This window comes from Flavobacterium ammonificans, assembly GCF_020886115.1.
Lineage (GTDB): Bacteria > Bacteroidota > Bacteroidia > Flavobacteriales > Flavobacteriaceae > Flavobacterium > Flavobacterium ammonificans.
This window is the reverse complement of record NZ_AP025185.1, coordinates 1858446-1883737: the sequence shown is the minus strand read 5'-3', so window position 1 is coordinate 1883737 and position 25292 is coordinate 1858446. Positions and strand designations below refer to the sequence as shown.

Sequence of the window (25292 nt, the reverse complement as noted above, 5' to 3'; positions counted from 1 at the left end):
CACTTTTTTGTTATATTAACTACTGAAAAATCATAAAATTGTTTCTTACTCCAACAAGCAATCCTTATATTTGCGTTCTTGTAAATAATTCAAAATGAAAATATCATACAACTGGTTAAAACAGTTCATTAAAATAGATTGGCAATCCGAAGAAACGGCTGCATTACTTACCGATTTAGGCTTGGAGGTAGAAATGGTAGAAAAGTACCAATCTGTTAAAGGAGGTCTAGAAGGAATAGTAGTTGGACATGTTCTAACTTGTATTCCTCATCCTGATGCTGATAGACTAAAAATAACTACCGTAGATTTAGGAGATGGAGCTCCTGTTCAAATTGTATGTGGAGCATCTAATGTTGCTGCTGGACAAAAAGTACCGGTTGCCACTATTGGTACAATTTTATACGATAAAGAAGGCGAATCATTTACAATTAAGAAAGGTAAAATTCGTGGACAAGAAAGTCACGGAATGATTTGTGCTGAAGACGAAATTGGTCTTGGCAACAGTCATGACGGAATTATGGTTTTAGACGAATCCTTACAACCAGGAACGCCTGCAGCCACAGTTTTTAAAATTGAAAATGACCAAGTCTTCGAAATTGGATTAACCCCCAATCGTGCCGATGCAATGAGTCATTTAGGTACCGCTCGTGATCTACGTGCTGGAATGTTACAAAGTGGCGTTAATGTTGAGTTAATTACACCATCGGTTACCAATTTCAGAGTTGATAAACGTACCTTAAAAATTGATATTGACGTTAAAGAAAATAAATTAGTTCCGAGATATTGTGGTTTGACTATTTCAGGAATTACTGTAAAACCATCTCCTACTTGGTTACAAAATCGTTTAAAAGCAATTGGATTAAATCCGAAAAACAATATAGTAGACGTTACTAATTATGTTTTACATGAATTAGGACAACCTCTTCATGCCTTTGATGCAGATAAAATAAATGGCAAAATAATAGTAAAGACATTAGCTTCTGGAACAAAATTTACTACTCTTGACGATGTAGAAAGAAGTTTGCACGAAGAAGATATCATGATTTGTGACGAAAATGGTCCGTTATGTATTGCTGGTGTTTTTGGAGGAAAAGAATCGGGTGTGTCAGAAAGCACAACGTCTATTTTCTTAGAAAGTGCCTACTTTAATCCTGTAAGCGTTCGAAAAACCGCTAAAAGACATCAATTGAATACTGATGCTTCTTTCCGTTTTGAAAGAGGAATTGATCCCGCAATTACAGATTATGCATTGAAACGTGCTGCCTTATTAATTCAAGAAGTAGCAGGTGGAGAAATAACCTCCGACTTGATTGATGTTTATCCAAAAAAGATTGAAGATTTTAGTGTTTTTCTAAATTTTAATAAAGTAGCTAAAATTATAGGTCAAGAAATTCCTAAAGATATAATTAAAAAAATCTTAGTTTCTTTAGACATTAAAATAAACAGCGTTACTGATTCAGGTTTAGGACTAACTATTCCTGCTTACAGAGTTGACGTTCAAAGAGAAATTGATGTAGTTGAGGAAATACTTAGAGTTTACGGGTATAATAACATCCAATTTTCTAATAAAGTAAATGCTACAGTATCAAATTCTCCAAGAACAGAAGACTATAAAATACAAAATGTGGTAGCAACACAATTGAATTCGCAAGGATTTCATGAAATGATGGCCAACTCATTAACTACCGCCAATTATGTTCAACTTTCAGAAATGTTACAAGAGGAACATAATGTAACCATGTTAAATCCGCTAAGTAGTGATTTAGCAACTATGCGTCAGTCCTTATTGTTTTCTGGATTAGAAGCTATTTCATACAATATCAATAGAAAAAATACCGATTTAAAATTATTTGAATTCGGAAAAACCTACCACAACTACCCTTCTGGTTATGAAGAGATAAAGCATTTAACTCTTTTCCTTACGGGAAATAGAAATCAAGAATCATGGACTACTAGTCAAAGACCAACAGATTTCTTCTTATTCAAAGGTTATGTCAATGCTGTTTTAGAACGATTAGGCATTCAGAAAACACAAATTCAACCCTTAACTTCTGATATTTTTTCAGAAGGAATTGCTCTAAGTATAGGAAGAGATGCAGTCGTTGAAATTGGTGTTGTGAAGAAATCAATTCTAAAATCGTTTGGTATCAAACAGGAGGTTTTTTATGCCGATTTTAACTGGGCTACTATTTTAAAATTAATTTCGAATAAGATTAAATTTTCTGAAATTCCAAAGTATCCTGAAGTTAGAAGAGATTTAGCATTGCTAATTGACAATGGGGTAACTTATGAAAGTATTTATAAGATTGCCAAACAAACAGAAAAAGAGGTATTAAAAAATATTGATTTATTTGATGTGTACCAAGGTGATAATTTGTCAGAAGGGAAAAAGTCGTACGCTTTAAGTTTTATTCTTCAGGACAACTCTAAAACTTTGACTGATGAACAGATTGATAAAATCATGAACAAATTACAGAAGAATTTTGAAACTGAACTTGGTGCAGTTTTGAGATAAACTTTAATCGAATAGATTCTAAAAACCCTACATCTTTAAATGATGTAGGGTTTTTTATTTGTAGACTTTTAAATTTAATGTTGCCAACAAAAAAAGCCTCACATTACTGTGAGGCTTTACTTTATAAAAACGTAAGAATTATTTTTTCTCTGTTTTTTCCATTTTAGCTTTTAAAGCAGCTAATACATCATTGTTATCTCCTAAAGTTGCAGCAGGTGCATTGTTAGTTGATGCAGATGAAGTATTTTCAGAAACTGTTCTCACATTTTTTTCTTCTTCTTCACGGAAGATAGCAGTATGAGAAGCAACTACTCTTTTGAATTCTTTATTGAACTCAATTACTTTGAAATCAGCAGTTTCTCCTTTTTTCAATTTCTTACCGTCTTCTTTTTCTAAGTGACGAGTAGGAATGAAAGCAACGATATCATCACCAAATTCTACAGTAGCTCCTTTGTCAACGATTTCAGCAATCGCTCCATTGTGGATAGTTCCAACAGCGAATGAATCTTCGTATTGATCCCAAGGATTAGCAGTAGTTTGTTTGTGACCTAAAGATAATTTACGTCCGTCAACATCTAATTCTAATACTACTACGTCTAATTTTTCACCAACATTTACAAATTCAGATGGATGTTTGATTTTCTTAGTCCAAGAAAGATCAGAGATGTAAATTAATCCGTCGATTCCTTCTTCTAATTCTACGAAAATACCAAAATTTGTAAAGTTTCTAACTGTACCAGAATGTTTAGAACCTACTGGGTATTTAGAAGTAATGTCAGTCCATGGATCTTGTGTCAATTGTTTGATACCTAAAGACATCTTACGATCGTCTCTATCTAAAGTTAAGATAACTCCTTCTACGATATCACCCACTTTTACGAAATCTTGAGCAGAACGTAAGTGAGTTGACCAAGACATTTCAGAAACGTGGATTAAACCTTCAACACCTTCAGCAACTTCGATAAATGCACCGTAATCAGCGATTACAACTACTTTACCTTTTACTTTATCTCCAACAGCTAAGTTAGCATCTAAAGCATCCCATGGGTGAGCGTTTAATTGTTTCAATCCTAATTGAATTCTTGTTTTCTCATCATCGAAATCAAGGATTACAACATTTAATTTTTGATCTAATTCAAGCACTTCACTTGGGTGATTGATTCTTGACCAAGAAAGGTCAGTAATGTGGATTAATCCATCAACACCACCTAAGTCAATAAACACACCATAAGAAGTAATGTTTTTAACAACACCTTCTAATACTTGTCCTTTTTGTAATTGACCAATGATTTCTTTTTTCTGAACCTCAATATCCGCTTCGATAAGCGCTTTGTGAGATACAACAACATTTTTGAATTCGTGGTTAATTTTAACTACTTTAAATTCCATGTTTTTGTTAACGTAAACATCATAATCACGGATTGGTTTCACATCAATTTGTGAACCTGGTAAGAAAGCTTCGATTCCGAAAACGTCAACGATCATACCACCTTTAGTTCTACATTTAACAAAACCAGTAACGATTTCACCAGTTTCGTTTGCAGAAATAACTCTGTCCCAAGATTTGATAGTACGTGCTTTTCTATGTGATAATACTAATTGACCTGTTTTATCCTCACGGATGTCAATTAATACTTCTACTTTGTCACCTACTTTTAAGTTTGGATTGTAACGGAATTCGTTTAAAGAAATAACACCTTCCGATTTTGCATTGATATCAACGATAACGTCTCTATCTGTAATTCTAACAACTACACCTTCTACTACTTCTTCTTGATCTGTAGCGATGAAAGTTTTTGAAACTAGTGCTTCGAATTCTTGTAAGTTTTTCTCATCTACTGCATCAATTCCTTCTTGGAAGTTATGCCAGTTAAAATTTGCTAAAAACTCTTCTTGTGATTTTAATTGTTCAGACATGCTGATTAAAAATTTGTATTCTGTATTTTCTCGGATTTCTGAAAGCGAAAGAAAACAACAGAAGTTGTTTGTATAATTAATTGATACCTAGAGGAAATCCTTATTCACCTAAAGGTGGGCAAAGGTAATACAACTTTATACAATTATCAAATTTATTTTAATAGAAAACAAATCATTAATTCACTGACAATCAGAACAAATAGCATTTAACTAATAATTGTATCAAAACCATCTTACTAATTTGGTAAATAAGCATAAAAAAAACAAGAATAAATCTTGGTTTATATACTATCTAGAAACTTAACGTTTAATGTTCTACTTGTTCTAGTTCAGCTGGATTGTGTTTGTGTTTAAAGAAAATAGCAAATGTTAAACCAATAATTAAAGAATAAATAGAAAAAGCAATCCAGATGTTATGCCAATCTTTAATTCCGTTTTGAGTATAATAATTGTCAATCACTAAACCACTTACATAACTTCCTAAAAAAGCACCTACACCATTGGTCATCATCATAAATAAGCCTTGTGCAGAAGATCGAATTGAAGAATCAGTTGTAGTTTCTACAAATAATGAACCTGAAATATTGAAAAAATCAAATGCCATTCCGTATACTATACAAGATACAATGATCATCCAAAGTCCTTCAGCCGGATCTCCGTATGCAAACAACCCAAACCGCAAAACCCAAGCAATCATTGAAAACAACATAACTTGTTTAATTCCAAATCGTTTTAAGAAAAATGGAATTGCCAAAATAAACACCGTTTCAGAAATTTGAGAAATTGACATGATAATGGTTGAAGAACTAACTACAATTGAATCTTTGTATTCTGGAAAGTTTTTAAAATCATTGAGATAAGCATCACCATACATATTAGTTAATTGCAAAGCAGCACCTAAAAACATAGAAAACAATAAGAATAAAGCCATTTTTGAATTAGAAAATAATTTAAATGCATTTAATCCTAATTGCTCTGTAAAAGAAGCGTCTTTTGAAATCAATCGTTGTGGTGGACATTGGGGCAAAGTGAATGAATAAATCCCTAATACAATTGCGAAAAATGCAGCAAAATAAAATTGATTTGCCGTAACCGGACTGTCTAATAAACTAGCGATTCCATTACCGACACTCAATCCAAAATCATGAATGAAACTTGGTGGATTTGGCGAACTAAAAATATTGGTTAACCACATCGCAGCAATAAAACCAATAGTTCCCCAAACACGAATAGGTGGAAAAACTTTTACCACGTCATATTTATTATTTTTAAGTATGGTATATGCTATTGAATTAGACAACGAAATCGTCGGCATGTAACAAATCATAGCTCCGAAAATCACATAATATAATACATTGGGATCATCTACTTTTGGCACATAAATCAATATAATTCCATACAAAATATGAAGAATCCCATATAATTTTTCGGCATTCAACCATTTGTCAGCAATAATTCCGGTTATGGCAGGCATAAATAAAGAAGAAAGCCCTAGAGTAGAAAAAATAGCTCCAAACTCAGCACCTGTCCAACCTTTAGCATTAAAACAATAGGTTCCAATTGTGATCAACCAAGCTCCCCAAACAAAGAACTGTAAAAAGCTCATGACCGTCAATCTAAATTTTATACTCATAATTGATTTATGTTTTTGTGGTAAATAGTTTGTAAATCTAATATTAAAAAAGAAATACGCAAAAAATTAATCTTCTTTAATTATGTTGTTTACTAAATCCAAAACAGCTTGAAACTGTTCTTCTCTATTTAAATACGAATTATCGATTTCTACAGCATCTGAAGCCATTACTAATGGAGAATCCTCGCGATGTGTGTCAATATAGTCGCGTTCTTCGACGTTTTTTAATACTTCTTCGTAAGTCACTACATCACCTTTTTGCAGTAATTCATCATAGCGACGTTGTGCACGGGTACTGGCACTTGCAGTCATAAATACTTTTAATTCAGCATCTGGAAATACAACCGTACCAATATCTCGACCATCCATAACAATCGCTTTGTTTTTTCCCATTTCTTGCTGCTGTTCCACTAATTTAGCGCGAACCTCAGATACTTCGGCCACTTTACTTACAAAACCAGAAACTTCAATTGTACGGATAGCTTTTTCTACATTGTCTCCATTCAAGTACATTTCTGCAAAACCTAAATCCGTATTAAATTTAAATTCTAAAATTATGTCTTTTAATTGATTAACTAACTCCACCTTATTAAAAGAATCAGATGAAATTAAATTATTTTGCATAGCAAAAAATGCTACGGCTCGGTACATTGCTCCTGTATCTACATAGATATAACCTAAGTGCTTTGCCAGTTGCTTTGCCAAAGTACTTTTTCCAGTAGATGAAAATCCGTCAATCGCTATTGTTATTTTTTTAGTCAAAATGGTAAATTTATGTTGCTATTAAAATCTTGCGTTGCGAAGATAAAATTATAAATACAATAAATGAAAAATTCCAAACTCCAAAACTGAAAAATAATCAGTTTGAAATTTGGAATTGTTTATTTTGAAAAGAATAGTTTTAATCTAATTTTTTAGCGTTTTTAACTTTCTGATCGGTTATTGCTATTTGCAATACTTCGCTCATCTCCTTCACATAATGAAAAGTAAGACCATCCAGATATTCCGGTTTGATTTCGTCTATATCCCTTTTGTTTTCGTGACACAAAATAATTTCCTTAATATTCGCTCTTTTTGCAGCTAATATTTTCTCTTTTATTCCGCCCACAGGCAATACCTTTCCTCTTAATGTTATTTCTCCTGTCATAGCTAAATTTTTCTTAACCCTTTTTTGAGAAAATAAGGAAACTAAAGAAGTTAACATTGCAATTCCGGCACTTGGCCCGTCTTTTGGGGTAGCTCCTTCTGGAACGTGCAAATGAATATTGAATTTATTTAGAATATCCGAATTAAGTCCTAAGGCTTGCGCATTGGCTTTAATAAATTCCAAAGCAATTGTAGCTGATTCCTTCATTACTGTACCTAAATTTCCAGTAATAGTCATGGTTCCTTTTCCTGGAGAAAGTAAGGATTCGATAAATAAAATATCGCCACCAACACTTGTCCAAGCTAATCCTGTAACCACTCCTGCTACATCATTACTTTCGTATTTGTCTCTTTCCAATCTTGGAACTCCTAATACTTTTAAAATGTCTTCATCAGTTACTTTTTTATTGTACTCCTCCTCCATTGCAACAGATTTTGCTGCATTTCGGATCACTTGTGCTAATTTATTTTCTAAACCACGAACACCAGACTCACGCGTATAACCCTCTACAATTTTTTCTAATTGTTTTTTTCCAATTGTCAACTCTTTCGAAGTCAGTCCGTGTTCTCTCAATTGTCTTGGAAACAAATGCTGACGAGCAATTTCTACTTTCTCTTCAATAGTGTATCCCGACATTTTAATCACTTCCATTCTGTCTCGTAAAGCAGGTTGAATGGTAGCCATATTATTAGAAGTAGCTATAAACATTACTTTAGATAAATCGTATCCCATTTCAAGGAAATTATCGTAAAATGAATTGTTTTGCTCAGGATCCAAAACTTCTAACAAGGCAGAAGAAGGATCTCCACTATGGCTATTGGAAAGCTTATCTATTTCGTCCAAAACAAAAACTGGATTAGAGGTTCCCGCTTTTTTCAAACTTTGAATAATTCGACCAGGCAAAGCCCCAATGTATGTTTTTCTATGCCCTCTAATTTCAGCCTCATCACGCAATCCGCCTAAAGAAATTCGAACATATTTTCTACCCAACGCCTCAGCAATAGAACGTCCAATGGAAGTTTTACCTACACCTGGAGGTCCTGTTAAACATATAATGGGAGACTTCATATCATTTCGCAATTTCAACACTGCCAAATGTTCAATCATTCTTTTCTTTACTTCTTCTAGACCAAAGTGATCGCGATCCAGAATTTTTTGCGCGCGTTTTAAATCGAAATTATCTTCGGAAAACTCATTCCAAGGCAAATCCAAAAACAAATCCAAATAGTTTCTTTGGATACTAAAGTCAGGCGCTTGCGGATTCATTCTACGCAATTTTGACAATTCTTTTTCAAAGTGCTTTTGCGTTGTTTCGTCCCATTTTTTAGTTTTTGCGCGCTGACTCATTTCGTCAAACTCCTCTTCATGCGAAACACCACCCAATTCTTCTTGAATGGTTTTCATTTGTTGGTGAAGAAAATATTCACGTTGTTGTTGGTCTAAATCAAAACGCACTTTAGACTGAATGTCATTTTTCAATTCCAATTTTTGCAACTCTACGTTCATAAAACGTAAAGTTTCTAAAGCACGGTCTTTAAGATCATTGATTTTTAATAAATCTTGTTTCTCTTTTACCGAAAGGTTCATATTGGATGAAACAAAATTGACCAAAAACGATTTGCTTTCAATATTCTTAATAGCAAAAGTCGCTTCGCTAGGTAAATTAGGGCTTTCTTGTATAATCTTAACTGCTAATTCTTTTAGTGAATCAATAATCGCATTGAATTCGGTATCGTTCTTTTTAGGACGTTTTTCAGGAACTTCTTTTACTTTAGCAGTAATATAGGGTTCTTCCGAAACTACTTCTGCAATTTCGAAACGCTTTTTTCCTTGGAGTATAATAGTAATGTTGCCATCAGGCATTTTTAGCACTCTAAGAATTCGAGCTACAGTTCCTACAGTGTGAATATCATCTTTGGTTGGATCTTCGTCTTCTTCATTTTTCTGTGCAACAACACCAATATTCTTCCCAGACGCATTGGCATCATTGATTAATTTAATAGACTTGTCACGTCCGGCAGTAATTGGAATAACAACGCCTGGAAACAAGACCATATTTCGCAAAGGCAAAATTGGCAGTGAATCAGGCAAGAGTTCGTTGTTCATTTCCTCTTCATCTTCTGGCGTCAATAATGGAATTAATTCTGCCTCCGAATCAAATTCTTGAAGTGACAGATTGTCAATGGTAAGTATTTTATGATTTGACATAAAGTATAATAAGTCGTTTTGTCATTAATTTTTCGAAATTCAATAGATAAAAACTACGAGACGTAGCTTTTTCATAACCGAGGATAAGTAGGTCAATCTTTGTGCCAAAAAGTACAATTGATTATTTAGTTGATAAAGCAGCTGTTTTTGGAACACGCTTTAATAATAGCAAACCAATTACAAAGAAGATACCTAAAAAAACAATAGCAAATCTCGGACTTCCAGTAATTTGGTCTATAATTCCATAAACACACATTCCAATAACAATTCCAATTTTCTCAGCTACATCGTAAAAACTAAAAAAGGAAGCTGTATCCTCAGTTTCAGGTAATAATTTAGAATACGTAGATCGAGACAAAGCTTGAATTCCTCCCATCACTAAACCTACTAAAGAAGCCATTACATAAAAATGAATTGGTAAATAAATAAAATAAGCCAAAACACAAAGAACAATCCAAAACCCATTAATAGCAATCAAAGTAGGGATATTACCGTACTTTTTTGAAGCTTTAGAAGTAAATGTTGCTCCGACAATAGCAACCAATTGTATCAAAAGAATACAAATAATTAATCCTGTAGTACTTTCACTTTGTGATGCCCATTGAATTTCTTGCGCACCAAAATAAGTAGCAATCAACATTACCGTTTGTACTGCCATACTATACACAAAAAAACTGCCAAGATATTTCTTTAATGGGGAATTGTCTGCCAATAATAACCAAACTTTTTTCAGTTCTTTGAACCCATTAAAGATGATATGTTTCTTTATACTACTGGCTACAATCTTATTCCCTTTTGGTAAATAATAATAGGTATATTGACTAAACAAAATCCACCATACGCCAACCATAACAAAAGAATATCGCATCGCTTTCATAGCGGCTTCTCCCTTAGTTCCTGTTATCCCAAATGCATCTGGCATCATAATCATTCCTAAATTAACGATTAACAAAATTACGCTGCCAACATAGCCATATGAAAAACCTTTAGCACTGATTGCATCTTGTTGATTCGCATAGGCAATGTCTGGAAGATACGAATTATAAAAAACCCAACTTCCCCAAAAGCCTACCAATCCTAAAAAGTAAAATACTAAACTGATATAAATACTTTCAAGGCTAAACCAATACAAACCAATACATGATAAAGCACCTAAGTAGCAGAAAAACTTCATAAATGATTTTTTGTTTCCTACATAATCTGAAATACCTGAAAGCAAAGGGGAAACAAAGGCAACCACCAAAAAAGCAAAAGCAGTTACAAAACTTATTAAGGCCGAATTCTTAAGAGAATACCCAAACATCATAATATAATGACTGCGATCTGTAAAAAGTGCTTCGAAAAATATTGGAAATACCGCTGAAGAAATCACAAGAGAGTACACCGAATTCGCCCAATCGTAAAAAGCCCAAGCATTCAATAATTTAGTATCTCCTTTTTGTAAATTTGGCATAATCAGTTTAGTTTAAGTGGCTAATTTATTTATTTTTTTGTCACTAAATAGAAAACTATTCTATTTCACCTCATTTTATCAAAAAAGGCTATTCATAAAAATAGCCTTAGATACATAAAGTGCATCTGGAATTTAATTTGAAATAATGCCAACTTTCAACGCTATTGCTTTAGCTTCTGGGATTAATACTTTTAAATTGGCAATTCGAGTTGCATCAGAGGGATGCGTACTCATAAATTCGGGCTGTGATTTTCCGGAAGATTTTGCAGCCATTCTCCCCCAAAACAAAACTGATTCTTCTACATCATATCCTGCAATTGCCATAAGAGCTAAACCAATTTTATCTGCTTCACTCTCGTGACTTCTGCTAAAAGGCAGCATTCCTCCTACTTGAGAACCTATTCCGTAATACTCTAACCATTGATTTTGTTTGGCTTTACCTTGTTTCGCTGTTGCCAAAGTAACTCCAACTGCTCCGAGTTGTTGTAATTTAGCAGCACTCATTCGCTGTGCACCATGATTGGCTAACGCATGAGATACTTCATGCCCCATAACTGTAGCTAAACCAGCTTCATTTAATGTTACTGGCAAAATCCCCGAATAGACAACAATCTTTCCGCCAGGCATACACCAAGCATTTACTTGTTCATTTTCGACTAGTTTATATTCCCATGCATAGTCCTTTAAGTATTGGTTTTGCCCTAAATAATTCAAATACTTCTCAGCAGCCAACTTAATTTTAACACCCACATTTTCTACTAATTTAGCTTCAGTAGTACCATTTACTACTTTATTTTCCTTTAAGAATGTTCCATATTGTTGGAAAGAAGAAGGAAATAGTTCAGAATTAGAAACAAAATTCAAGGTAGATTTTCCTGTTAACGGATTCGTTTTACAAGAAACTAAAACTAGGATTACATACAGCAAATCCAATAAATAAACGTTTTTTCATTTTTTAAAGATTTAAGAAATACAAAATTACATTATTTACAATGGTAATTGAAAAAATGTTAGTCGCTATTTTACTACAATCTAAATCGAAAAATTACCAATTTAAACTTAAAAAAGTCAATTGTTATTGAAAAAACAACTACTTTAGAACTCACAAAAATGAATCATGACTAAGAAGAAAAATAAAAAACTAGATCCTTTACCAATCCCTAAATTTATTATAAAAACTGGACAGTTTTTATACCTAATTTCAACCAAGGCAGTAGTTTTATATGCTGCTAAATTATTCACCACACCAATTAAACACAGAATTCCAAAACGTGAATTGGAAATGGATACCAATAGTATTCAACAATTGATTCCTGTTCCCTCGATTAATAAATCCATAATGGTATATCAATATGGCAAAAGTGATAAAAAAGTACTTTTAGTTCACGGTTGGTCAGGACGTGGAACGCAACTTTTTAAAATTGCAGATGCTTTGCTTAAAGAAGGTTATGCAACAGTAAGTTTTGATGCGCCTGCTCATGGAAAATCACCTGGAAATTCTAGTATCATGTTGGAATTTATTGCTTCTATTTTTGAATTAGAAAAGCAATATGGCCCATTTGAAGTGGCTATTGGTCACTCCCTAGGCGGAATGGCAGTACTCAACGCAGCAAAATCAGGATTTAAAACTGACAAAATTATTGTTATTGGTAGCGGTGATATTGTTCACGATATTATTGATGATTTTATTAAAAAATTACAATTAAAGCCAGTAATCGGTTTAAAATTAAGAGCTCACTTTGAAAACAAATACAATGAAGCAATGGATAATTATTCCGCTTTCAAAGCAGCAGAAGCAATTGAAAAACCTATTTTAGTCGTTCATGATGAGAATGATTATGAAGTGCCTGTAAAAGCTGGAATAAATATTCATCAGCATGTAAAAAACGGTGAATTGATGATCACAAAAGGATTAGGTCATCGAAAAATATTGGGCGATGCCAATGTGATTCATAAGATAATTGAATTTATAAAATAAAATTTATTCAATCTCTTTTACTAAATTTGAAAATACAAATACTTGAATATATGAAAATTACTTCTATTGTTTGCGCACTCTTTTTGGGATTGATTACGCAAAATAGCTATTCGCAAACCACTGTTAGCGATGCAGAGATTTCAAAAATGGTAAGCGAAATTAGTGCCTCCAACATGGAATCCACAGTTCGTAAATTAGTTTCTTTTGGCACACGACATACTTTGAGTGATACCAAAAGTACTACCCGTGGAATTGGAGCTGCACAACGTTGGGTGAAAGCAGAATTTGATAAATATGCTAAAGATTCCAATGGAAGATTGACGGCTGAAATAGATTATTTTACCATTAAAGCCGATGGTAGACGAATTGCAGTTGACAGTCAGTTAGGAAATGTAATGGCAACTTTAAAAGGAACTGATCCAACTGATAATCGTGTGCTAATTATAAGTGGACATTTGGATTCGCGTGCCTCTGATGTAATGGATTCTAAAATTGATGCTCCAGGTGCTAATGATGATGGATCCGGCGTAGCGGCGGTAATGGAAATAAGCCGAATTATGAGCAAAAGATCATTCCCATTTACCATTATTTTCGTTGCTGTAGTTGGTGAAGAACAAGGTCTCTATGGCGCTAGGCATTTGGCTGAAAAAGCCAAGGCTGAAAATTGGAATATTATTGCTATGTTGAATAATGACATGATTGGTAATAGTTTGTCTAACGGAACCGGATTACGTGACAATATTAATGTGCGCGTTTTTAGCGAAGCCATTCCATATCTTGAAACTGAGGCTGAAGCCAAAGTAAGAAAATCAACCAATCGTGAAAATGACAGTCCTTCACGATTGTTAGCACGTTATATTAAGACAACAACCAATCAATACGTTGACCAATTAAATATCAATTTAGTGTACCGAAACGACCGCTTTTTACGTGGTGGAGATCACACACCATTTTCTCAAAACGGATTCACAGCCATTCGCTTTTGCGAAATGAATGAAAACTACGATCACCAACACCAAGATGTTCGTTTAGAAAATGGAACTCAATTTGGCGATTTACCTGAATTCATGGATTTTGAATACATGCGAAAAGTAACCGCTTCTAACTTGGCTACCTTAAGTAATTTAGCTTGGTCGCCAAAAGCACCAAAAAATGTAGGTATTAAAGTCACTGAGTTAACTAATTTTTCTGATTTAGTTTGGACTGCTCCCGAAGGGAAAGCTGTTTATGGTTATAATGTCTTAGTTCGCGAAACTTCGGCTTCACACTGGGAAAAAACAATTTTTGTAAAAAATACATCCGCAACGATTCCGTATTCAAAAGATAATTTTTTGTTTGCGATACAATCCGTTGATGAGCTAGGTCATGCCAGTTTACCTGTCTTTCCTATACCTGTTAAATAAAATAAAAGGAGTTCAAAAATGAACTCCTTTTTTTATACCAAATTTTTAAAATAATTCAATAAAATAGAATCGTTTTTCCGTGTGGGTGTAAATACCTCTAGTATTTGAGGTTGCTCATTATTGGCATACAATTCGGTTAACGCTTTGTCTAAATTAGTAGCATCACTTGCTATAGCATAATTAAATCCATACATTCTTGCCAAATGTTCTGCCGTATGGCAATGGGAAGTTTCAAAAAAAGTATTGAACACAGGAGTTTCTTGATGTCCAGGAAGAATTCTGAAAATACCTCCTCCTCCATTATTAATTAAAATAATTTTAAAATTATTAGGAATGTAATCGTTCCACAGCGCGTTAGTATCGTATAAAAAACCAATATCTCCTGTAACGAGAATCGTTGGTTTATTATTGGCTACAGCAGCACCAATAGCTGTTGACGTGCAACCATCAATTCCGCTCGTACCTCTGTTGCAATACACTTCTATGGAAGGATCAATAGGAATCAATTGCGCGTAGCGAATGGCAGAACTATTTCCAATTTGTAATTGACTATTGTTAGGTAGTCTTGGAATAATTGATTCAAATACTGTAAAATCAGAAAACGGAATGGAAGCCAAATACGCTTCGTGTTTGGATTTTCTAATAGATTGAATTGCAGCCAAACGTTTGGAATAATCACTTTCGACACCCTTTGTTAATAGAATAAACTGATTAAAAAATACTTGCGGTTCGACTTCAAAATGCTGTGATAACGCCCCAAATGTATCATAAGCTCTATGGCAATCAATATGCCAATGGTGTTTCGGTTTGTACTTTCGCAAAAAAGCTTTGATGCGTTTGGATACCACCATTCCGCCAAAAGTGATGAGTATTTCTGGCTGGAAATTTTCATAATCTTCAGTTGTAAAAGGCGTAATTATAGTATCAATGTTAGTGATAAAACTAGGATGATGCAGATTCGAAGTAGTTTCTGTCCAAACCGTTACCGACTCGTCATTAGCTAAAAAATCAATTGTAGCAGCATCAATAGCATGGGGATCATTCACCCCTACAAGAATCATTTTTTTACTGGATTGGTTCCAAATATCAGCAAATGGAGTTAAGTCCAGTGTTTTTGCAGCATCAACTTTTAAAGTGGAAATATATGATTGTACCTCAAGTTGCGAAACGGTTTCGTACAATGGTTCTTCAAAAGGTGCGTTGATATGAACTGGACCTTTTTGGGCGAAAGCCGTATCCAAGGCTTCATTAATTTTTAGATCGTTTTCTCTACTTACTGCTTCATTTAAATTAGCATTGTACAAAGAATGATTGGCAAACACATTTTCCTGACGAATCGTTTGTCCGTCACCAATATCAATTTTGCTTTGTGGACGATCGGCAGAGAGAACGATTAACGGAATTTGGCTGTAAAAGGCTTCCGCAAATGCAGGATAATAATTCAATAAAGCAGATCCTGAGGTACAAACCAAAGCTACAGCTTGTTTCGTTTGTTGGGCAATTCCAAGTGCAAAAAAAGCAGCAGAACGCTCATCAGCAATACTGTAACATTGAAAAGCGGAATTAGAAGCAAAACCGATAGTCAAAGGCGCATTTCTTGAACCTGGAGAAATAATTATGTTAGTAATTCCTTTGGCTAAAAAAATCTCAAGGATACTTTGTGCTAAAGGTATTTTGGGGTAGATCATAACGAATGGTAATTCAATTAGAATAAGTAACAAATTTACGATTGTAATTCTAATCTGTTAGTAAATTCTGGTATATTTTTCTAGATGGTTTTAAAAAAGAAAATATATTTGTTATCTAATAAAAATTTATTCAAAATGAAGCCCCACTCAAAGTATTTATTTGTTTGTATTCTTTTTTTTAGTGTATTCATATCACAAGCTCAAGACTCCATTCGTTTTGATGAAACTGGATTAGAGTCAGTAATTCAGCGTTCCAAAGTTGAAAAAAAACCTGTTTTTTACATGATTTACGCCAATTGGTGCGTGTATTGTAACAACATCAAGAAAAACGTATTGAAGGATCCTGAGGTAATTAACTATATGAATGCAAATTATATTTTTGCTGGATTGGATTTTGAAAAACCAGGTTCGGAAGATTTTAAAACAAAATACAAAGTTAAAACCTTTCCTACTTTTATTGTTTTAGACGAAAATGGAATTGAATTAGCTCGTTTAACGGGAGAACTAAAGAAAGAAAAATTTCTTTCGGAAGCAAAACTAGCCTTAAACCCTAAACAGCAATTGCCTTTTCTAAAAGCAGAATATGAAAATGACAAAACCAATGGAATCGCTTTGATGCGTTATTTAATAGCTTTGAAGAAAGGAAACGAACGTAAAGAATTGAATCCAATTGCTCATGATTACTTTGAAAAAGTTGCTGACGATAAAATGGTGAATGAAGTCAATTGGAAAATCTTTACCAATGGTGTTACTGATATCGAATCGAGAGAATATAAATTTGTTATTACCAATCAACAAGCCTTTGCGGCTATTACTTCTCAAAAAAGAGTGAATGATAAATTTGTCAATAGCGTTGTTGAACTGCTAAAACCAATTGTAAAAACGAACGATACTGCTAATTATACAAAGCAACGTGCAATTGCAAAAATGATTACAGCACCAGTAATTGATTCGTTATTATTTCAATATGATTTAGATCATTATGAAACTAATAAAGATTGGACACAATATAAAAAAGTGGCATCCGCCAATATTAACAAATTCGTTTGGAACAGTCCAAAAGAAATCAAATCAATTGTATTGAATGTGATGCGTAATTCATCTGATGCACCGAGTTTGAATCAATCGTTAAGTTGGATTAAACATTCTAATGAATTGGAAGAGTCTTATGATGGACTATTGCTTGAAGCTCGAGTGCAACGTAAGTTAAACAACATACCCGTTGCCATTACAATGACCAAAAAAGCAAAAGCATATAGTGATTCAATGGGATGGGACGGTAAAGAAGCCGATAAATTACTAGCTGATCTTATGATACGAAAAAAAGCTATCGCTAAACCTGTTGCTAAACCTAAAAAATAATGGGAATTACCCTTAGGAAATACCAAAAATCAGATGCTTTAGCTATACTTGATATTATTAATTATAATATTTTGAATGCTACAGCTTTATACGATTATACTATTCGTACTTTAGAACAACAAGAAGCTATTTTAGAAGCCAAATTACAGAGCGGTTTTCCGGTTATTGTTGCTGAAAATAATGGTGAAGTTGTTGGTTTCGGAATGTATGCTGAATTTCGCTTTAGAGAAGCCTATAAATTTACAGTAGAGCATTCGGTTTATGTAAGCCATAACCATAAAGGATTGGGCATTGGCAAACAATTGTTAACCGAATTAATTCAATTAGCCAAGAAACAAGGACTACATACTATGATTGGCGTAATTGATGCCGAGAACCAAAATAGCATTGATTTTCATCATCAATTTGGATTTAAAACGGTAGGAATTATTAAAGAATCTGGATTTAAATTCAATCGCTGGTTGGATTCCGTTTTTGTCCAACTGATTTTAGAATAAAAACAATCGTATCTTTGTAGCCTAACCACAATTATGGATTTTACCCTACTCTCTTCTCCGCTACAAGGATTTACTGATTTTCGCTTTAGAAATGCTATTAACACCTATTTTGGAGGCATTGACACCTATTACTCTCCCTATATTCGATTGAATGGTAAGATGGTAATCAAATCGTCTTATGAACGGGATTTATTACCCGAAAATAATTTAGGCTTAGAAGTGATTCCACAAGTAATCACCAATGATGCCGATGAATTTTTATTTGTCGCTAAATACGTAAGGAAATTAGGGTATAAAGAACTAAATTGGAATTTGGGTTGTCCTTATCCAATGGTAACCAAATCAGGAATGGGATCCGGTTTAATTAGCAACACCGAAAAAATTAATACGATTTTAGAAAGAGCTCACGCTGAATCGGATATTCTGATTTCTATGAAAATGCGTTTGGGTTACGAAACTGCTCAAGAAATTTTAGATGTATTCCCCATTTTGGATAAATATCCCTTAAAAAATATCGCTATCCATGCTCGTCTTGGTAAGCAATTGTACAAAGGAGGAGTGCATTTGGATGCATTTCAGGAATGCATTAATTCTACCAAGCACAAGTTGTATTATAACGGAGATATTACTTCTGTAACTAAGTTTAAAGAAATGCAAGAGCGTTTTCCAAGTATAGATCATTGGATGATTGGTAGAGGTTTGATAGGTGATCCTTTTTTACCGAGCATGATTAAGCAAAATACTACTGATTATCCAACAAATAAAATGGCTTTATTCAGTGACTTCCATGAAACTTTATACCAAGGGTATAGCGAATCGCTTTCGGGACCATCGCATATTTTATTGAAGATGCACCATTTATGGGACTACTTTTCGGTAATCTTCTCCAATCCACATAAGGTGTTGAAGAAAATCAACAAGACTAAAAACATTCGAAATTACGAATTGGCTGTGAAAGAAATTATAGCTGCCGAATAAAAAAAAGAGATTTTCAGTTAATGAAAATCTCTTTTTTTACAATGTTACAATTGAATAACTTATCCTTTTACCCAATTGACAATTTCTTCGTCTAGCGGTTTAGTTCTTGGCGAAATCACTTTTTCTAACTCCCCGTTTTCATTCAATAAATATTTTTGGAAATTCCATTCTACATCAGAATCTTCTACTCCATTTTTAGCTTGTTGCGTTAAAAACTGATACACCTCACACATGTCTTTCCCCTTTACAGATACTTTAGCCATCATCGGAAAAGTAACGCCATAATTCAATTGGCAAAACTGTGCTATTTCTTCATTGGTTCCCGGTTCTTGAGAAAAAAAGTTATTGGCAGGAAAACCTACGATAACCAAACCTTTGTCTTTGTAAGTAGTATACAAAGTCTCTAAATCTTTATACTGAGGCGTCAAACCACATTTAGAAGCGGTGTTTACCACTAGTATTTTTTTACCTTTAAGGGTTGCAAAATCAAAAGTGTTTCCTGATAAATCAGTCACTTTAAATTGGTGAATAGATTGTTTAGTCATTGGTACAGAGGAATTAGTAGTGGTTGACATAGCAGTTTGTGCCTTGTTTTGGCAACTAAACAACAATGCAATACAACAGGTTAATGCAGCTAGTTTCATAAAATATAATTTTTAAATGATTGTAAATGTATGTTTAAAATATGAAACAATGCGTTAAACAATTGATAAATAGTAGTATTAAAAATACATAACTGCTCTTACGCTTAGTAAACTCCCTCTAAAACTTCTAGAATTATTTGCATTGCTAGAATTTACATCTGTAGCTCTATCTTGAAAGACATCGCCTGATGATGTCCAATACCAATTACTTTTACTAGAAGCGTTAGTTGAATCATAAAAAAGTCCGCCGATCAAATTTTTATTTTGATACAACTTTAACATTTCATCTTTACTTGGTAAAAACCAATCATTATAAGTTACTCCATTTGACACTACACTATAGTTAGAGCATATTAATGCTGCGTAATCAGTCGGTGAACTTTCAGTATTCGAAGCAATAATTAGACTAGTATTTGATCTTCCTGCACCTATTGCACATGGCAATGCAAATCCAGAAGCACTATGTCTATTTACACAATCATATGTTGTTGACAAACCATCATTACCTTGGCCCCATCTTATTCCATTACTTAAATCTGAATTTGAAGCTATAATTCCATGAAATTCACCTGCTACATATCCAGGGTCTCCTGATTGAAAGATATATGCGATTTTACCCCCTTTGTAACTAGATCCAACAACCAAAGGTTCTGATGTTGCACCTCCAATAAAATTAGTCCAATTAGTACCGTTATATACTTGCAATTCTCCATTTTCTCCACAGTTTTTACACCAAACAATGAGGCCAGCTAATGGATTATTTATTCCATTCCTTTGATCTTTATTCATTCTAGGAGGCAAAAAACCTTGCGTTGTAGAAACTACATTTAATACCGCAGAAGACTCTGGAGAATTAGTTCCAATTGATAATTGGCCTGTCATATTTCCACCACTTAAAGGTAAGTAATTTGATAAAGTTGAACTTGATACAGATCCATCAGCCATTAAATATTGAGAAGAAGTGCCGGTAGGAGTTTTGAATCCTGAAGAAGTAATTGAACCAGCTACTGTAATATTACCGCCAATTAATTGAGAAACATACGTTTCAAATATCCAAGATTGAGATATACCACCACGATAATTTGGAAAAGAAACTGTCGTTCCAACATTATTCTGACCCCAATTTAGACCAACATTAAGGGATGTTCCAGAAATTTTAATCCAATAAATATCACCAGCTGTTATAGGAGTATTTGTAATTGGAATACTAGACATTACATTATTGATTGATGTAAATGTTGATTGAAATAATTGTATCCCTCCTGGATTATTTTCAGACATAACATTGCCTCCTTTATAAATAGATACTGTGTATGTCCCACTTGAAAATAATTTAACTTTGATATTTGATAGATATCCAGAAATTCCAGCTGTAAATGATTGTCTAGCTTCTTGATCAGGTGCTCCAACTGGTGAAGTAGGATTGTTAGCATTGATATCTTTAACCGGAGTATCCATTGAAGTTTGAGTTTCAAAATTTCCTATTACAATTTTATTACCTGAATAAGTTTGATTACCTGTTGTTACAATACCACCATTAGTTGCATCAGCAGGTGATAATTTAATAACTCCATTTGCAATAGTTGCCCCGTTTGAATTTGGAGTTTCATTAATTGTTGAAATTGAAATATTCGTGGGCGAACTCCAAGCTACCACACCTGCACCGTTTGTGGTTAAAATCTGACCTGTAGTTCCATCTGTATTTGGTAAAGTAATTGCACCTGTCGTTAATTTTCCACTTGTTTTAACATTAGTAACACCTAGATTACCTAATTGAATTGTATTGTTTTCGGTAACAACTGCGCCATATCCCAAAGCAGTTGCATTAGAAATAGTTGCACCTGCACTAGTAGTTCTGGCTTGTGTTCCAATAAAAGTGTTATTAGTTCCAGTAGTCAGTCCATCTCCAGATCGAGCACCAACCCCAACGTTATTATCTCCAGCTGCATTAATCAAAGATTGATTTCCTATACCTGTATTATTTGAGGCGGTACCTACATTAAACATGGTTTCTGCACCAATAGAGGTATTTCCATAACCCGTTGTTAAACCTATCATATTGAAATAACCCACACCAGTATTATTATCGAATGTAGTTCCTGCATATTGAGTTAGTGCTAGATACCCAATAGCAGTATTTCTTGTTCCGTTGGCATTACTCGAATTTAAAGCACCTGCACCAAAGACAGTATTGTAATTATTTTGACCTTTTCCTTTACCAATAATTAAGCCGTTTGCAATTATATCAGAATTAAACGTTTTTGTTCCAGCAATAGTCTGATTCGTAGTTAAATCAACAAACTTATTTGCAACAGTAGTATTTACAAATGCTGTGGTAGCAATTTGCGTTGTATTTGTATTTGAAGATGCTGTTGGTGCGGTTGGAACCCCTAATAGAGAGGGTGAAAAAATATCAGCTTTCAAAGCCACTGAAGCAGCTGTTGCTAATGCACTTAAATCCTGATCGCCTGTATTCACTCCAGAAATTGCCGCTAATTTATTTTTTTCTAAAGTAGTATAATCATTTGAAGATAATTCTTTTCCTGCCACTTTATCTACTTTAGTGGTCAAATCTGTTATAGTAGCATAGGAACTCAAATCTAGTGTTCCTCCAAGAGAAGCCAACTTAGTTTTCTCAGCTGTAGTAAAATCTTCTGTTGATAAATTTTTACCTACGACTTTATCTACTTTTGAATCTAAAGCCAATTGAGTCAATGTAGAAATGGGTTTATTTAAGTCTGTAGTATTATCTACATTTTGCAATTGCAAGTTGGTTTTTGCACCCAAAACTGTTGAAGAATTAGTACCACCATTGGCGATCCCTACAATTCCGGAAACAGAAGATGCGCTATTGGCAGCCAAAGCAAAAGGAACATAACTTAATACCTGATTACTAATTTCATCAAATGAATTACAGTATCCTGATTGATCTAAACTTACTTTTAGATATTTCTTTGCTGAATTCCAAACGATGGATTCAAAAGAATTAGCATAACCACCAGTTTGATTTCCGGTGCCTATAATTAAATTCACCATACCATAATCGTCAGTGGTTACTATGACTTTCTCTTGGTATTCAGTTTGTAAAAAATCATCAACAATACTAAATTGTAAACAAATTTTTCTGTTGGCAAGAGGAGCATTCGCATTATTAATCCCTGGAACTGATTCTCCATTAGCGCTATAGATAACAGCTTGATAGGTAATTCCATTAGTTTGAGCAAAGCTAAAAGTCGAAAGTATAAAAGCTAAAAAGAGTAGTGTTTTTTTCATAGCAGATTATTTTGTTAAGTTAAATTGTAAACCAAAAACGATTTGGTTGGTTACGATAGTCAAATGTTCTTTATGAGATAAACTGGGCTTAAAAGTGGTCGAATGATTGTAGCTTAATGAAGCAAACCCCAATTCATTAATTTTATATTTAACTTTCAATCCTAAGTAGGGAATCAATTTGATTCCTGTAAACTCTTTATTGGACTTAATGTCATATACAACACCATTGGTTTCTTGTTTACCATATATAATTGTAGAGAAATTAATCCCAAACAAGGGTACAATTTTCAGTTTGTTTATGTCTAAAAAATTATATTCAAATCCTGTTCGGAGCCCTAAATACTTGGTGTTCCAACGGTACGAATTAGCAGAAGTCCCCGCTAATGCATTGAACTCATTTATTCCTAAACCGAAAATATAATTCAATTTTTCTTTTTTGGAAGGTAGCAAGTATCCAATTTCGGTAAAGGAACCAGTTCCTGTTTGGATAGGTGTATTGGTAAAACTTTCAGGATTTTTTAAATTAAACTGAGAAAAGTTAGTCCCAATATTAAATGATAATTCTTGTGAACTAATTGTGTTTGCTACAAACAAACTGATAATTAATAGTAATTTTAATTTCATTTGGTTTTGATTATTTGTGTACTGTATTTATAATTTTGAGAAACTAATGTTATGATGTATTGGTTTTGAGCAAAGCCAAGGTTTTCAAGTAGTAACTGATTATTACTAGTTTCTTTTTTAACAGAGTAGACTAACCGTCCTAACATATCAAAAATGGAAACTGAGATGAAACCAGAAACAGGTTGAGAAAATTCAAATTGAATTTGATCTACAAATGGATTGGGATACACTTTAGTTAGTACATTGTTAGTTTCAAAACTCTTTTTTGAATTCATAACCAAACTTTGTATGAACCCCTGACCAAGAAAAGCTTTAGGAGTGGAATAATTTCCAGAAACCGACTGTTGTCCAATTGATTGATGTATAGTTATACCTTTATGGAATAAACTGGAGCCTCCTTGTGCAGCTATCATTTGGTGATGAAGTTGCTGTCCATATCCGCAAAAAGATAGTAGCAAAAGATAAAAATATTTCATTCATTTGAGTTTAATTGAAACAAGAGTACAACTCGAGTTGGTGGTATACAATAGATGTCAGTAGTAGTCTGATTAATTTCAACAAATAAGTAAAAGCTTTTCGGTTTTTAGTAACTCCTATTTTTAATAAGAAAGGACAATTTGAACAAATTCTTTTAATTTAGCTTTACAAATTAAACGTGAACATTTAATAGTTTATAAGTATCACCAATACCTGAACTCGAAATGATTTAATCGTATATTTGTATGTATCTCAAAAGTTTCCTCCCCCCACATTACCTCACAACAAATAGCACTTAATGATTGAAAATTTAATTGTTGCTTTTTCTGGATTAATGGGTATTTTAACCATATTAATCATTCTTGTTCGCTATCAAACCAATCGAATTACCAACATTTACTTGGTGATTATCTTTAGTATTGTTTCCACTAGAATGTTATTGATTGGTGCTTTTAATTTAGAAAACAATGACTTTATCACTTCATTATTAGACAAATACAACAATCTTTTAATTGTAGTAATTCCTTGTAGTTATTTGTATTTTCTAAATTTAGTTAAGGATCGTAAAATGATGGATATAGATAATGTGAAGCATTTTATTATTCCTTTACTTTTTAATGGAATTGATTTCGTTTTAGATAAAAAGTATATTGATATTATGCGATCTGATTTTTACTATTATACATTTTTTACGCTGTATACCATAACCTATCTGGCACTTAATTTTAATTTATTGAATAAAAATATTTGGAATAGAAAAGGAGATATTGGTATAGTTGTGAAGCAAAATCAACTCATAAAAAAATGGAGTGTTTTCTTGTTTTCAATGTTTGTAATCAATGCAATTCGAATTATCATTGTTTTATATTGGGAAATTAATAATGACAACTATTCTTTTGGAGCTAGTTTCTTGTGGATATCTGGAGTATTCTGGTTGGTATTGTACTTTAAAATTATTATTTCTCCTGAAATACTCTATGGATTTACTTATTTGAATACTGCAATAAATGAAAAGAAAAAAGGAGACAAGACAACAATATCCTTTTGGAATACTAATTCGAACATTGTTATTGCTAACATTCAAGACAAACAATTAAAAGCAAAAATTAAAGACAGTATTTCTAATTATATGGAGCTAGTTGATCAATTTTCGTTTCACAACAATTATTACAGAAGTATGGGATTCTCCAAAACCGATTTATCCAATAAACTTAATATTCCCAAAAGTCATCTCCATTATATATTTAAATACCATTCTAAAATTTCTTTTTCAGAATACAAGAAAATCGTTCGTATTCATGATAGTTTAGCGCTAATTAGTGAAGGTTACTTAGCAACAAATACCTTTGATTCCTTAGCCAAAGAAGTGGGTTTTAAATCCTATAATACTTTTTTTGTCAGCTTCAAGGATTTTACTGGCGTCACCCCTCATGAATATTTAATTAAATTATTAAAAAATAAAGGGGCAAACTAATCAGCATAAAAAAAGGTTCCA

18 protein-coding genes are annotated in these 25292 nt (G+C 33.3%); 7 read left to right on the top strand and 11 right to left on the bottom strand.

From position 1 onward, the window contains the following. The first annotated feature begins 94 nt into the window (after positions 1 to 94). Complete coding sequence (gene pheT / locus LPC20_RS08345; protein ID WP_229324372.1) at positions 95 to 2515, top strand: phenylalanine--tRNA ligase subunit beta; 2421 nt, start codon at positions 95 to 97, stop codon at positions 2513 to 2515. Between the two features lie 138 nt (positions 2516 to 2653). On the opposite strand, the gene rpsA is transcribed toward pheT, so the two are convergent. The 6 genes from rpsA to LPC20_RS08315 form a co-directional block, all read right to left on the bottom strand. Further along, on the bottom strand, positions 2654 to 4432 hold the full coding sequence (gene rpsA / locus LPC20_RS08340; protein WP_229324370.1) for a 30S ribosomal protein S1: 1779 nt from the start codon (positions 4430 to 4432) through the stop codon (positions 2654 to 2656). A 307-nt stretch (positions 4433 to 4739) separates the two neighbouring features. Next, a complete protein-coding gene (locus LPC20_RS08335) occupies positions 4740 to 6065 on the bottom strand; it encodes a nucleoside permease (protein ID WP_229324368.1) in 1326 nt (441 codons plus the stop codon). Between the two features lie 66 nt (positions 6066 to 6131). After that, positions 6132 to 6827: a (d)CMP kinase gene (cmk, locus tag LPC20_RS08330; RefSeq protein ID WP_229324366.1), complete on the bottom strand. Its 696-nt coding sequence runs from the start codon at positions 6825 to 6827 to the stop codon at positions 6132 to 6134. A 139-nt stretch (positions 6828 to 6966) separates the two neighbouring features. Beyond that, positions 6967 to 9420, bottom strand: a complete 2454-nt coding sequence (gene lon, locus LPC20_RS08325) for an endopeptidase La (RefSeq protein ID WP_229324365.1) — start codon at positions 9418 to 9420, stop codon at positions 6967 to 6969. 121 nt (positions 9421 to 9541) lie between these two features. Beyond that, positions 9542 to 10873 carry an MFS transporter gene (locus tag LPC20_RS08320; protein WP_229324363.1) on the bottom strand — a complete coding sequence of 444 codons (1332 nt, stop codon included), beginning with the start codon at positions 10871 to 10873 and terminating at the stop codon, positions 9542 to 9544. A gap of 132 nt (positions 10874 to 11005) precedes the next feature. Further along, positions 11006 to 11806 carry a M48 family metallopeptidase gene (locus LPC20_RS08315; protein ID WP_229324361.1) on the bottom strand — a complete coding sequence of 267 codons (801 nt, stop codon included), beginning with the start codon at positions 11804 to 11806 and terminating at the stop codon, positions 11006 to 11008. 184 nt (positions 11807 to 11990) lie between these two features. Here LPC20_RS08315 and LPC20_RS08310 point away from each other — a divergent pair, with 184 nt between their 5' ends. Together LPC20_RS08310 and LPC20_RS08305 are read left to right on the top strand one after the other, a co-directional pair. Continuing rightward, positions 11991 to 12851: an alpha/beta hydrolase gene (locus LPC20_RS08310; protein WP_229324359.1), complete on the top strand. Its 861-nt coding sequence runs from the start codon at positions 11991 to 11993 to the stop codon at positions 12849 to 12851. Positions 12852 to 12901: 50 nt separating this feature from the next. Next, complete coding sequence (locus LPC20_RS08305) at positions 12902 to 14254, top strand: M28 family metallopeptidase (RefSeq protein WP_229324357.1); 1353 nt, start codon at positions 12902 to 12904, stop codon at positions 14252 to 14254. A 32-nt stretch (positions 14255 to 14286) separates the two neighbouring features. Here the strand turns inward: LPC20_RS08305 and menD are convergent, their stop codons facing one another. Further along, positions 14287 to 15942 carry a 2-succinyl-5-enolpyruvyl-6-hydroxy-3-cyclohexene-1-carboxylic-acid synthase gene (menD, locus tag LPC20_RS08300; RefSeq protein ID WP_229324355.1) on the bottom strand — a complete coding sequence of 552 codons (1656 nt, stop codon included), beginning with the start codon at positions 15940 to 15942 and terminating at the stop codon, positions 14287 to 14289. 135 nt (positions 15943 to 16077) lie between these two features. Here menD and LPC20_RS08295 point away from each other — a divergent pair, with 135 nt between their 5' ends. The 3 genes from LPC20_RS08295 to LPC20_RS08285 are packed head-to-tail and all read left to right on the top strand — an operon-like array spanning position 16078 to position 18779. Continuing rightward, positions 16078 to 17304, top strand: coding sequence for a thioredoxin family protein (locus LPC20_RS08295; protein ID WP_229324353.1), 1227 nt, complete (start codon positions 16078 to 16080; stop codon positions 17302 to 17304). Continuing rightward, positions 17304 to 17801: a GNAT family N-acetyltransferase gene (locus tag LPC20_RS08290; protein ID WP_229324351.1), complete on the top strand. Its 498-nt coding sequence runs from the start codon at positions 17304 to 17306 to the stop codon at positions 17799 to 17801. The genes LPC20_RS08295 and LPC20_RS08290 overlap by 1 nt, the downstream gene beginning before the upstream one ends. Before the next feature lie 33 nt (positions 17802 to 17834). Beyond that, on the top strand, positions 17835 to 18779 hold the full coding sequence (locus LPC20_RS08285) for a tRNA dihydrouridine synthase (RefSeq protein WP_229324349.1): 945 nt from the start codon (positions 17835 to 17837) through the stop codon (positions 18777 to 18779). 59 nt (positions 18780 to 18838) lie between these two features. Here the strand turns inward: LPC20_RS08285 and LPC20_RS08280 are convergent, their stop codons facing one another. The 4 genes from LPC20_RS08280 to LPC20_RS08265 form a co-directional block, all read right to left on the bottom strand. Then, entirely contained in the window at positions 18839 to 19423 is a 585-nt protein-coding gene (locus tag LPC20_RS08280; protein WP_420827824.1) for a glutathione peroxidase, read from the bottom strand. A 78-nt stretch (positions 19424 to 19501) separates the two neighbouring features. Further along, entirely contained in the window at positions 19502 to 22696 is a 3195-nt protein-coding gene (locus tag LPC20_RS08275) for a beta strand repeat-containing protein (protein WP_229324347.1), read from the bottom strand. Positions 22697 to 22702: 6 nt separating this feature from the next. Further along, complete coding sequence (locus tag LPC20_RS08270; RefSeq protein ID WP_229324345.1) at positions 22703 to 23320, bottom strand: outer membrane beta-barrel protein; 618 nt, start codon at positions 23318 to 23320, stop codon at positions 22703 to 22705. Next, positions 23317 to 23796: a T9SS type A sorting domain-containing protein gene (locus LPC20_RS08265; protein WP_229324343.1), complete on the bottom strand. Its 480-nt coding sequence runs from the start codon at positions 23794 to 23796 to the stop codon at positions 23317 to 23319. The genes LPC20_RS08270 and LPC20_RS08265 overlap by 4 nt, the downstream gene beginning before the upstream one ends. Positions 23797 to 24095: 299 nt before the next feature. On the opposite strand from LPC20_RS08265, the gene LPC20_RS08260 reads away from it, so the two are divergent. Continuing rightward, a complete protein-coding gene (locus LPC20_RS08260; RefSeq protein WP_229324341.1) occupies positions 24096 to 25271 on the top strand; it encodes a helix-turn-helix domain-containing protein in 1176 nt (391 codons plus the stop codon). The last annotated feature ends 21 nt before the right edge of the window (positions 25272 to 25292 follow it).